We start from the raw sequence: 12102 nt of genomic DNA, 5'->3' as shown, positions 1-12102 counted from the left end.
GTCAGCTTTGGGCCGGACCGAAAATCAGAATAGCTGGTTCTGCTTCGAGCAGCTTTTTGGCAATCGCTTTGACTTGATCCAGCGTCACGGCATCAATCAACTCCGAGCGCTTGCCGATATAATCACGCGGGAGCCCTGCTTCCTGCAAGCTCACCAGAGTTTCAGCGATTGCCGCGGACGAATCCAGATTATTGACCGCGTAAGACCCTTTGAGGAAGCTCTTCGCAGCAGCGAGTTCCTCTTCCGTCGGTCCATCGGCAGCCATCGCGGCAACTTGCTCGCGAATGATTTTCAAAGATTCCTGTGCCTTGTCCGGACGGGTTGCTGTCGAGATCATCAATGCTGACACATGATCGCGCAAAATCATGGAGGAAGAGACCGAATACGCAAGGCCACGCTTTTCGCGCACCTCGGCATAAAGACGCGAGGTGAAGCCGCCGCCTAGGATATGATTCATGAGATAGGCCGCGAAAAACTCCGGATCCTTGCGCGGAATCGCTGGATATACGAAGCTGATCGAGGTCTGTGGCATATCGAAATTGAGGCTGGTCGTTGTACCGAGTGCCAGTTTGGCATCCGGCACGGGAACCAGTTCAGCCATTGCTGGCAGTTCACCGAACACCTTGTCCAGTAACGCACCCAAATCCTTCGCATTGATGGCCCCTACGACGCCTATTGTCAGGTGGTCACGGGCAAAATTCTTGCGATGAAAATTCACCAGATCGTCACGGGCGATCGACTGCAGCGACTTTACCGTGCCGTCATTGGGTCGCGCATAAGGATGACTGCCGTAAAGAACTTCTGAAAACTTGCGCGATGCTATCGTCGAAGGATCCCGTTGCGAAGCTTCGATACTGGCAACGACTTGCTGACGTATGCGGTCGACGGCGTCCTGATCGAAACGAGGCTTGTTGACGGCAAGAGCGAGCAGACCGGTTACTGCATCGCGATTTTCGGCAAGCATCCGGATGCCGCCCGAAACCGAATCCTGCGTCGCGGAAAAGCTCATCTCCGCGCCCAGATTATCCATCCGTTCCTGAAACGCATCCGATTTCAGATCGCCTGCGCCTTCATCGAAAAGCCCTGTCATCAGGTTAGCCAAGCCTTCCTTGCCGGAAGGATCCTGCGACGTGCCGCCCTTGAAGGAAAAACGCATCGAAATGAGCGGAACCGAGCCATCTTCGACCAGCCAAGCTCGAACGCCCTTTGGAGAGACGACCTCCTGAATTTCGATGGCGCGCGCAGGCAAGGCACACACGATCAACAATGTCATTGATACCGCGAACATGCCAACTACAGAGCGGGCATAGCGAAATGCGAGAACACGTTGGAAGTTCAACATAAGAATGTTCTTCACTGGATCGTTCCTCCCGAACCATTGCCCCCGACGCCTTCTGGCGATGCGTCCGGGTTTTCCCGAGCGCTTTGCGGTTCTGCATTCGGTGGAAGCAGGTAGCTGGTTACCGATTGGTCCTCGACAAGATAACGTGACGCCACGTCTTTAATCTGGTCTACTGTAACGCCCTTGATGACCTCTGGCCATTTCTGGATATCATCGACCGTTTGTCCAACGGAAAGCGACGAGCCATAAATCCGCGCCATGCCCGTCTGGCTGTCACGCGCAAAAATGACCGCTTTGAGGAAACGGTTCCGAGCCTGATCGAGTTCGGTCTGGCTGACGCCCTCCCTGATGATCCGTGCGACTTCCGCATCGACGGCTTTTTCGACATCACCCAGTGTCGCGCCATTGCGCGGGGCACCATAAACCGAGAACGTACCGTCATCGAGCGCATCGCCGCCATAGCTTGCACCTGTATTGGAAGCGATGCCCTGTCTGACTATCAACTCCTGATAAAGACGCGAACGCAACGAGCCGCCGAGAATTTCGCTCAGGAGATCCAGAGCGGGTGCATCTCCCGGTTTTGCATTGGGAAACCGCTTTTCATTCGCGTATGACGGCACGAGCCAGGACACCCGAAATGAAGGCGTGCTCACGCGCTCATCGTGAAGCGTCACGATGCGGGCGGCATGCTTCCTGGGTTCTTGTGGACGTTCGCGCGGCAGGACTTCAGCGCGCTTTGGAACGTTTGCCCAGGTTTTCAAGGTCAGTTCGCGTACGCGTTCCGGCGAAACGTCTCCGGCTATCACGAGCGTCGCGTTATTCGGTGTGTAGTATTGCTGATAAAAATCAATCGCGTTTTTCAGGCTCAGCTTTTCCATCTCCTGTTGCCACCCGATGACGGGCTTGCGATAGGGATGGTTATAGAAAAGAACAGCGTCGGTATTTTCCATCAGCATGGAAGCGGGATTGGAATCGACCCGCATGCGTCGCTCTTCCAGAATAACATCCCGTTCAGTTTTCACAGCTTCTTCGTTGAGCACCAGATTTTCCATCCGGTCAGACTCGAATTGCATCACCATTTCCAGAGCTTCAGGAGACACGCGCTGGAAATAGGCCGTGTAATCATAGGAGGTAAAGGCGTTTTCCTGTCCGCCAATGGAGGCAACTTTCGCCGAAAACTCACCGGCAGGGTGGTTTTTCGTTCCCTTGAACATCAGATGTTCGAGAAAATGCGCAATGCCTGAAACGCCCGGCGCTTCGTCCGCCGATCCGACATGATACCAGATCATCTGCGTAACCACCGGGGCGCGATGATCGGGCATGACGATTACTTCCAAGCCGTTCGGCAGTGTGAAATAGCTGACCCCGTCCGACTGGGAAATTTCGGGAAGCACTGCTTGTTCAGGGGCTGTCGGCGATGAGGGAACAGGCTGCGCTTCGGTGGCAGCAGCAGGTTGGCTTTCTGCCCGCACAAAACCGTCTGCCAAAGGTAAAGCCAGCACGAAACCCAAAGCGGTGGACAATAGCAAGCGCCGGAGTGAGGGGTTCTTCACCAAGCGACATCTCCAATCGGTTTCATTACCATCCGGCTCTCCGGACAGCATATCAATTCGATGCGGACCCTATTCGTCCGCTAATTTCAATCGGCGGCCTTCAGCCGGATCAGCCGAATGATCGTGCCTCCGTAGTTGCGCTCTTCGAGGACGACGAATCGTTCATCGAGTTCAAGCACCGCCTCGGCATCCTCTTCAAGCACCAAAAGTGCGTCAGGATTAAGCCAGCCGCCTTGAAGCGCTGATAAAAATGCCTTTTCTCCCATACGCCGCCCATAAGGGGGGTCAGCAAAGACGAGATCGAACGGCTCCATCGTGCCGACGATGCCCAACTGGCAGGCGTCACGCCGCAAGATCTTGGTATGCCCCTGCAGACCGAAGGCCTCGATATTTTGGCGCAACAGTCCCCGGCCTTCTGCAGATTCCTCTACAAAGGTCGCATAGCGCGCACCACGCGACAAAGCCTCCAGACCAAGCGCGCCAGTACCTGCAAACAGGTCGAGAACGCGTGCGCCCTCCACCTTGTCCGGGAAATTATGCGCGAGAATGTTGAAAAGGCTCTCGCGGGTGCGGTCGGTGGTGGGGCGAATGGCGTTGGTTGAAGGCGTTACAAGTGCGCGCCCGCGCAGCTTACCGCCGACGATCCGCACCGCCGCCTCCAGTTCTGCCACCCCCGGGCTTGCCGCCGCCCGGCTTCCCACCCGGCCCGCCGCCTGGTTTGCCTTCCGGCCTGCCGCTCCGCGGGCCTGAGCGCGTATCGCGGCCGGAAGCGCCAAAACGGCCTTCCGCACGCGGCCCGCCGTGCTTATCTGACTTGCGGCCTTCGAAGCCGCCCTTACCGCGTTCTCCTACACGGCCTTCTGCATCGCGCAATTCTGCACGCTCGCGTTTGCCGGGACGACGTTCCTTACGTCCATCCTCACGCGGTTCGCGGCGCTCTGGACGCTCCTCTTCCGAACGATTTCCTTCCGGGCGCGGACGCAATGGACGGGAATCCTTATCGAAACGGCCTTCCGCACGCTTGCTGTAGCGGCGCTCGCCGCCTTCATCCCGCCCCTGCTCACCTTCGGGAACCCGGCGCGGGCGCATTTGCAGGTCACCGCTGAACTTTGCGGAACGATGCGGAACCTGGTGTTCGACACGTGCCGGCTTCGCCGCAGCTTTTTCTCCCTTCGGACGCGCGCCCGGAGCCATCCAGACATTGGCGTTGCCGCGACGGCGCGGCTCGACCTTTTCTGTCTTGTCATCGCGTCCGCGGCGGCGTTCGGGGCGACTGGAAATCCACTCGCGCTCCCGTGGGGCCCGACGGGTTTCACCTTCCTGCCCCGGCTGACCTTCCTCCATGTCGCGGCGAGTACGCCCCTGAACAGCGGCATTGGAAAACTCGTTCAAGATCGGCGCATCAAAATCTGCACCCGATTCATCTATCAGCTTGTCGCCAAGCTGGTCCCGCAGCGTCCGGCCCTTGATTTCGCGGACAGCGCCTTCTTCAAGATCGCCAAGCTGGAACGGACCGAATGAAACACGGATAAGCCGTCCGACCGTCAGGCCCAGCGCACCGAGAATGTTCTTCACTTCCCGATTCTTGCCTTCGCGCAAGCCGATGGAGATCCAGACATTCGCGCCCTGCACGCGCTCAAGTTCGGCCTCGACGCTGCCGTAGAACACGCCATCAACCGCGATCCCGTTCTTCAGCTCGTCCAGCTGCTGTTGCGTCACCTTGCCATGCGCGCGCACGCGATAGCGACGCAGCCAGCCGGTGGAAGGCAGCTCCAGAACTCGCGACAACCCGCCATCGTTGGTGAGCAGCAAGAGACCTTCGGTATTGATATCGAGACGCCCAACCGAAAGCACCCGCGGCATTTCGGCGGGCAGCGCTTCGAATACGGTTGGACGGCCTTCGGGGTCACGATTGGTCGTCACAAGGCCAGCCGGTTTGTGATACAGCCAGAGGCGAGTGCGTTCGGCCTGCTTCAAAGGCTTGCCGTCAACCGTGATAATGTCCGTGCGTTTGACATTGACTGCCGGGCTTTCCAGCACCTTGCCGTTCACGGAGATACGGCCCGCTGCAATCATCGTTTCCGCTTCGCGGCGGGAGGCTATGCCCGCGCGCGCCAGACGCTTGGCTATACGCTCGCTCGTGTCATCCTGCCCTTCGGCATTACGAGATCCGAATTTACGCGGCTTATCGCGGCCACCATCGTCGCGGCGTGGACGGCTGTCGCGGTCTGGCCGTCCGGGGCGATCAGAACGCCCTCCACGGCCATGAGGACGCTTCCCGTCCTTGTTATCGTCATCTGTAGTCATCTGGTATTGGCCTTTCAGCAGCGCTGCCGTGTCATCCTACACCTTTAAGCACAGGCAAGAGACAGCCGGAAACAGGAACGCCGCATAAATCCGTTCGCAAATCGGTTTCGATTTCGAGAATTATGCAGTAACAAATCGCTCCATGGCTTGCGAGCGAAATTTCCGAAAGAACGCACGAAATGGAGCAGGCATGAGCAATGATGCCGGGATCCTGAACCACGATGGGCCCAATCCCATGAAGATCGCGCTTGACGAAGCGCGAGCTGCCGGCGCACGTGAAGAAGTTCCCATCGGTGCAGTCATCACACATCAAGGCATGGTCATCGCGAGGGCGGGCAACCGTACACGCGAACTCAATGACGTAACCGCTCACGCCGAAGTGCTAGCGATCCGCGCCGCGGGAGAAATTCTGCAATCCGAACGTCTGGTCGGCTGCGATCTCTATGTCACGCTGGAGCCGTGTGCGATGTGTGCGGCCGCCATTTCTTTCGCCCGCATACGTCGTCTCTATTACGGCGCTTCCGATCCGAAAGGTGGAGGCATAGAATATGGGCCGCGCTTTTACACGCAGCCAACCTGTCATCATGTACCGGAAATTTATGCAGGCTTCTCAGAAAGCGAAGCCCAGGCAATTCTCAAGGATTTCTTCCGGGAAAGACGCTGAACTGTCAGCTCAGGGCTCTGCGTCCGGTCATATAGCGCAGCGTATCATCACGCAGCGCGAAGTGGTGGAAGAGTGCCATCAGCACATGCCCGGCAACTGCCGCAAGCAACACCCATCCGAGCAAGCCATGCAATGCGTTACCGGGAGCGGTTAGTGCCGCATTCTGCACGCCCGTTTGCTCGAAAATCTGAACACCAAGAAACGAGAAGCCTCGCCCGCTTCCATATGTGCGCAGCAAAGCTACGGCCGGAACTGCAAACATCAGCCCGTAGATAACCAGATGCCCCAGCAGAGCCAATTTGCCAGCAAAGCTATGTTTATGAGGGCGCCTGCGAATATTCAACAATCCCCAGCCCCCCCGCATCAGCACAAGTATCAGAAGCGCGAAACCAAGCTGGTGATGCGCAGCCCAAAAAAAATCATAAACCATCGTATTCTTGGCAAAGATACGAAGAATGGCGGATATGAACTGCCACAGAAACAATATAGCCATCGACCAATGAAAGGCCCTGCTGATCAGACCGTACCCATCTCGATTATCAAAAAAAACATTCGTTTTGCTCATCGCATCACACCTTACTCTCGGAGCTTACAACGTGCGTATCTATTGGAAATATATCTTTGATTGAAATCAAATTACGCGGCATGAGAGCAAAAATTACAAAAATTTAATAATCTACGAAAGACCACAGACGGCCTCTCCATAAATAGAATAAGCTGCAGTAAATATCTCACTGCTCCCTGATCAAAGTCTGAGATCAAACAGTTAGACCTTAGTTGCAAGGCAAATAATCTCGCCAATCCTTGGACCTCCGGCGGCGTTCTTGCGCTCACGAATGTCGGTGTGGGTGCCTCGTGGTCTTCGACGTTATTGCCGTGCAGCGACGCGGCCTGAATATGGACGCCGCCGCACATCCTGAACGACCGGAGATAGGAAACTTGGATCGCCGCGGTTGCCGGTAATTTTGGCGTGCAGACGCCTGCAGCGCGGTCCCGGCGTTTCCGGCCAACTTGGATCGTAGCGGTGGCAACACTTTGCTGCGGAGCGTAACTGGCTGCTCAATTTGAGCAACTTCCCGATTGCCATTTCTATGTGACGCTGGAGCCCTACACGGAATTTTTGGAAGAAGCGATCAGAAATCTTATGAAAGAATTCCATAAAACAAGCGCGATTCGAGTGGGACTCGACCTGACCTGATCGCATCCCTGAACTGCGAAATGGCGTCAGGGATGCGATCTACTATAAACCAGCTCCGTAAGCTGCTTATCGGATTCAGACGCCGGTCTTTTTTCGCCCGGCCATATAGCGCAACGTATCGTCACGCAGAACAAAATGGTGGATCAATGCTATCGATGCGTGGCCTGCTACCGTAACCAGCAATACCCAGCCCAACAAGCTATGCAGAGCATCGCCCGGCGCAGTCAGCGTCTCATTCACAATACCGGTCTGCTGGAATAGTTCGATGCCTAGAAACGAAAAGCCACGCCCACGTCCATAACTGCGCAGGAGCGCCAAGGCGGGAACAACAAACATCAACGCATAAATAGCCAGATGGCCGAGCACCGCCAGCCTGCCCGCCATACTCACCTCGTACGGACGCCCGACGATATTCAACGCACCCCACAGCGCGCGAAACATAACCAGCAACAAAAGAATTACCCCTAGCTGCATATGCTTCGTCCAGAGAAGGTCATCAATTGCAGAGCCCTTGAACAAGAGATGAATAAATGAAATGCCGAATTCAAAGGCAAACAAAAAAGCCATTATCCAATGAAAATTTCTGCTAACAATGCCATAACCACTTCGGTTATCCCAAATTCTGTTTTCAGAATCCAAAGACATTGAATACTCCTTTATATATAACTAATTTAACAATTTAATAACAAACTTATTAGTATTCCAAACCTATACATCAAAAACAAAAATTTTGCAATATTAATCATATTATGACATTAATATGCTTGAAAGATAAAAATATACTATATCCGCCCCAGAAAATATTGAGGTCTAGAAATCGTTTTGAATATTGTTTTGAAAAACGTATCGTGCTCAGCGCGAATCAACACCAGAAATCAGTCCAATGGACTGATTTTCCAGCGTAGATGCTTCGGATTTTTGCCGATATTCCCTAATTCCAGGGCAGATAATCACGCCAACCCTTGGACTTCCCGGCGGCCTTCTTGCGCTCACGTTCCTTCTGCGCCTCATCCGTGCCCAATTCGCCAACTGCAGCGGTAGATGCGGGCTGGCGGTATGCAAGCGGCGGCTCGCTCAGATAGCGGCGCGTCGTGGAAGAACCCTGAACCTGCTGCTGGCGAGCGGCCTTATAGGCTGCAACCTTGGCCGGATCGAATGTGGGTGTACGGGACTCATAGTCTTCGCGGCGGCTATTGCCGCGCGGCAACGCGGCCTGAATATTGGAGGCCACCGGCACGTCCTGAACGACCGGAGATACGAAATTCGGATCGTCGCGGTTGGCGGTAATCTCGTCGCGCAAACGCTTGCGGCGCTGTTCCGGCGATTCCGGCCAGTTCGGATCATTGGCGCTGGCAACACTTTGCTGCGGAGCGGGCAATTGGCCCTTTTCACCCGGAGCCGGACGGACCAGATCGGGACGCGGTTTGTAGTCGATGCGCTCTTTCTTGTTCTTACCCTGTCCGAAGCTCGCCATATTCGACATATCGTCGAGAAGCTGCGCTCCCGCCGTCTTGTCGGTTCCATAGGTTGGCGAAGACACGCAGCCCGACAGCGAAAGACCCGCCGTAGCCGTCATCAGTATCAGAACTCGTCCGTCAATCTTCATTAGCGCCACTTCTTTTACGCCAGCCGATTCTTATATTGCGAGGCTTGCACAGTGTGCCTTGCCTCAAAAAACCGGCAACTCCAAGGCAGATCGTGAATTTATCCGTGGACAGCCTTTTACATGAGAGCATCCCATGTCGCAATCCGGAGTTGACGGCTATTTCATCATGTCCCGAACCGGATTTAAAACCCACAGCATTCAGTCAATCCCCGGCATTGGCTCATACCGGGGATTTATTCTTCACGCGTCGAGCTTGCCCAGAGCCTTCAACTCGCGCAGCGCCGCCGCATCGCGGGCCGATACTTCCGGAAACTCCGGGTCAGATCCCACATCCGTCGTATAGCGCCATGAGCGCGCGCATTTCTCGCCCTTGGCGCGAGCCGGAACGACTGCCACGCCCTTCACATCGGCAAGCGTGAATGCACCTTCCGGTGCATCCGCATCGCTGAACGCGATACCGCTGGTGATGCAGATTTCCGCAAAATCAAGACCTTCGAGTGAATCGCTCAAGCTCTTGTCGGAGATATGGACCACCGGTGATGCCTCCAGCGACGACCCGATACGCTTGTCGGCGCGTTCCAGTTCCAGAGCGCCGGTGACAACGCGGCGAACCGCGCGCACCTTGCGCCACTTTTCAGCCAGCACATCGTCACGCCATTCGGCTGGCGTCGGACGGAACTGCTCGGCATGAACCGAAACCGACTGCGGATAACGGTCGAGCCATGCTTCTTCCATGGTGAAAGGCAGCATCGGCGCAAGCCATGTCGTCAGGCGGTCGAAGATTTCGCGCACGGTCTGAAGCGCGGCCTTGCGGCGAACACTCGAGGGTGCATCGCAATAAAGCGCGTCCTTGCGAATATCGAAATAGAAGGCCGAAAGTTCGACATTCATGAAATCGATCAGCGCACGCGCAATGCGCTTGAAGTCGAATGCATCATAACCGGAACGGACGACTTCATCCAGCTCGGTCAGACGATGCAGCATCAAGCGCTCCAGTTCCGGCAGATCGGCATAAGCGACGTTTTCGCCTTCGTCATGCGCCAGTGTGCCCAGCATCCAGCGGATGGTGTTGCGCAGCTTGCGATAGGCGTCGATATTGGTCTGGATGATGCTCTTGCCGAGCCGCTGATCTTCCCAATAATCGGTCGTCATGACCCACAGACGCAGAATATCTGCGCCGGATTCCTTGATGACATCCTGCGGGGTCACCGTATTGCCGAGCGACTTCGACATTTTCTTGCCGTGCTCGTCCATGGTGAAACCGTGGGTCACGACGGCGTTATACGGCGCGCGACCGCGCGTGCCGCAGCTTTCCAAAAGCGACGAGTGGAACCAGCCGCGATGCTGGTCCGAACCTTCGAGATAGACGTCTGCCGGCCACTTCATGTCCGGGCGATCTTCCAGGGTGAAGGTATGAGTCGAACCAGAATCGAACCATACGTCTAGAATGTCACGCACCTGCACCCATGGTTCATTGGCGCGGTTGCCGAGGAAGCGCTCGCGCGCACCTTCGGCAAACCATGCATCGGCGCCTTCCGCCTCAAAAGCATCAAGCACGCGCTTGTTCACCGCGTCGTCCTGAAGGATGTTGCCTTCTTCGTCCACGAAAACGCAGATCGGCACGCCCCATGCGCGCTGACGCGAAAGCACCCAGTCCGGGCGGCCTTCGATCATAGAGCGCAGGCGCGTCTGACCGGCAGCCGGAACGAAACGCGTGTCGTCGATGGCCTTCAGCGCACGCGAGCGCAGCGTGGTGCCGTCACCAAGGTTCTTATCCATATAGACGAACCATTGCGGCGTGTTACGGAAGATGACCTGTTTCTTTGAGCGCCACGAATGCGGATAGGAGTGCTTCAGACGACCGCGGGCGAAAAGTTTATCGCGGGCGATCAATTGATCCATCACCGACTTATTGGCGTCGCCCTTCTTGCCGTTATCGTCGATAACCCGTGCAGGACCGCCTTCGCGATCCGGACCGAAGCCCGGCGCGTCCTTGGTATAGAAGCCGGCATCGTCAACAGGGAACGGGATGCTTGGATCGATACCCCGCGCTTCCAGTTCGCGGACATTGTTCATCCAGGCTTCAAAGTCTTCGCGACCGTGGCTCGGCGCGGTATGCACAAAGCCCGTGCCCGCATCGTCAGTGACGTGATCGCCGTCAAGCATGGGCACAACGAACTCATAACCGCCGCCAAAACCCTTAAGCGGATGATCGAGTACGATTTTTCCCAATTCGTCAGCCGCTATACCACGCAAACGCTTGAACTGAAGCTTAGCCTTCGCAAAGCTTTCTTCGGCGGGCTTGTCAGCGAAGATGAGCTTTTCACCCGGACGCGGTCCAAAGTCGTTCTCGGCTTCGGTCACTTCGTAAAGGCCATATTCAATCCGCGAGGAATAGGACACAGCCCGATTGCCGGGAATGGTCCATGGAGTGGTCGTCCAGATCACCACGGCGCTACCGGCGAGATCGTTCTGCCCGGCAACCGGGAATTTGACCCAGATCATGTCCGATTCGACGTCGTGATATTCGACTTCAGCTTCGGCAAGTGCAGTGCGCTCCACCACCGACCACATCACCGGCTTGGAACCGCGATAAAGCTGGCCGGAAGCGGCAAACTTCAGCAATTCGCCGGCAATGCGCGCCTCGGCATGAAAATTCATCGTCGTGTATGGGTTTTCAAAGTCGCCCAGGATGGCGAGGCGTTTGAATTCTTCCGTCTGGACCTTGATCCAGCTGGCAGCAAATTCACGACATTCCCTGCGAAATTCGTTGATCGGCACCTCATCCTTGTTCTTGCCTTCGGCGCGATATTTCTCCTCGATCTTCCATTCGATCGGCAGACCGTGGCAATCCCAGCCCGGAACGTAGTTGGAGTTGTATCCGCGCATCTGGAACGAACGCGTGATGACGTCCTTGAGGATTTTGTTCAGCGCATGACCGATGTGGATGTTGCCGTTGGCGTAGGGCGGACCATCGTGAAGCACATAAAGCGGACGATCCTTCGCCTGCTCACGCAACTTCTTATAGAGGTTCATGCCCTCCCAACGCTCGACGAAAAGCGGCTCGCGCTGCGGAAGCCCGGCGCGCATCGGAAATTCGGTCTGCGGGAGATAAAGGGTTTTGGAGTAATCGATTTTGGTCGTCTCAGTCATGAGGGTATTCGCCTGTGAAGCCCCGGCCAGAAGTGGCGGGCATGTGGATCAAAGAAAACAGGGGACTGCAGAGCACAGCCGGTCGCTCCCGGACCTCCGCACCACAAATTGCCTGGCAAAACAGCCGTTCAGGCAAAGCGGGAGGCCGGGCCAATAATTCGTATGGCCGTCATGATAAGCCGAAAATTCGTCATCATGGGCACGCTTTTAGCAATGAGCTTCACAGGAATAAAGAGGCGAAGGGGCAAAGACGCAATAAAACTGCATCCCTGCCCCTGA

Annotated in this window: 9 protein-coding genes; 1 reads left to right on the top strand and 8 read right to left on the bottom strand. The window is 56.0% G+C overall.

The features are described 5' to 3' along the window. Position 1: 1 nt before the first annotated feature. The 4 genes from F9K78_RS07430 to F9K78_RS07415 form a co-directional block, all read right to left on the bottom strand. Positions 2-1342 (bottom strand): M16 family metallopeptidase, encoded by a 1341-nt coding sequence (locus tag F9K78_RS07430; RefSeq protein WP_174813372.1) that lies wholly within the window; start codon positions 1340-1342, stop codon positions 2-4. An 11-nt stretch (positions 1343-1353) separates the two neighbouring features. Then, entirely contained in the window at positions 1354-2895 is a 1542-nt protein-coding gene (locus tag F9K78_RS07425; RefSeq protein WP_151682118.1) for a M16 family metallopeptidase, read from the bottom strand. Between the two features lie 86 nt (positions 2896-2981). After that, on the bottom strand, positions 2982-3545 hold the full coding sequence (gene rsmD / locus F9K78_RS07420) for a 16S rRNA (guanine(966)-N(2))-methyltransferase RsmD (protein ID WP_121986359.1): 564 nt from the start codon (positions 3543-3545) through the stop codon (positions 2982-2984). Further along, positions 3526-5202, bottom strand: a complete 1677-nt coding sequence (locus F9K78_RS07415) for a pseudouridine synthase (protein WP_121986298.1) — start codon at positions 5200-5202, stop codon at positions 3526-3528. Before F9K78_RS07415 ends, rsmD begins: the two co-directional genes overlap by 20 nt. A 190-nt stretch (positions 5203-5392) precedes the next feature. On the opposite strand from F9K78_RS07415, the gene F9K78_RS07410 reads away from it, so the two are divergent. After that, positions 5393-5866 (top strand): nucleoside deaminase, encoded by a 474-nt coding sequence (locus tag F9K78_RS07410; protein ID WP_121986297.1) that lies wholly within the window; start codon positions 5393-5395, stop codon positions 5864-5866. Between the two features lie 4 nt (positions 5867-5870). Here the strand turns inward: F9K78_RS07410 and F9K78_RS07405 are convergent, their stop codons facing one another. The 4 genes from F9K78_RS07405 to ileS all read right to left on the bottom strand — a co-directional run bounded on the left by F9K78_RS07405 (position 5871) and on the right by ileS (position 11823). Next, positions 5871-6431, bottom strand: coding sequence for a cytochrome b (locus tag F9K78_RS07405; protein ID WP_121986296.1), 561 nt, complete (start codon positions 6429-6431; stop codon positions 5871-5873). A gap of 708 nt (positions 6432-7139) precedes the next feature. Further along, complete coding sequence (locus F9K78_RS07400; protein ID WP_121986358.1) at positions 7140-7703, bottom strand: cytochrome b; 564 nt, start codon at positions 7701-7703, stop codon at positions 7140-7142. A gap of 292 nt (positions 7704-7995) precedes the next feature. Beyond that, positions 7996-8670, bottom strand: coding sequence for a hypothetical protein (locus F9K78_RS07395; protein WP_121980992.1), 675 nt, complete (start codon positions 8668-8670; stop codon positions 7996-7998). 240 nt (positions 8671-8910) lie between these two features. After that, positions 8911-11823 (bottom strand): isoleucine--tRNA ligase, encoded by a 2913-nt coding sequence (ileS, locus tag F9K78_RS07390; RefSeq protein ID WP_121986295.1) that lies wholly within the window; start codon positions 11821-11823, stop codon positions 8911-8913. Positions 11824-12102: the final 279 nt, after the last annotated feature.

This window comes from Brucella pseudintermedia, assembly GCF_008932435.1.
GTDB classification, from domain to species: domain Bacteria; phylum Pseudomonadota; class Alphaproteobacteria; order Rhizobiales; family Rhizobiaceae; genus Brucella; species Brucella pseudintermedia.
The sequence above is the reverse complement of the archived record's forward strand: the minus strand, read 5'-3'. Positions and strand labels throughout refer to the sequence as shown.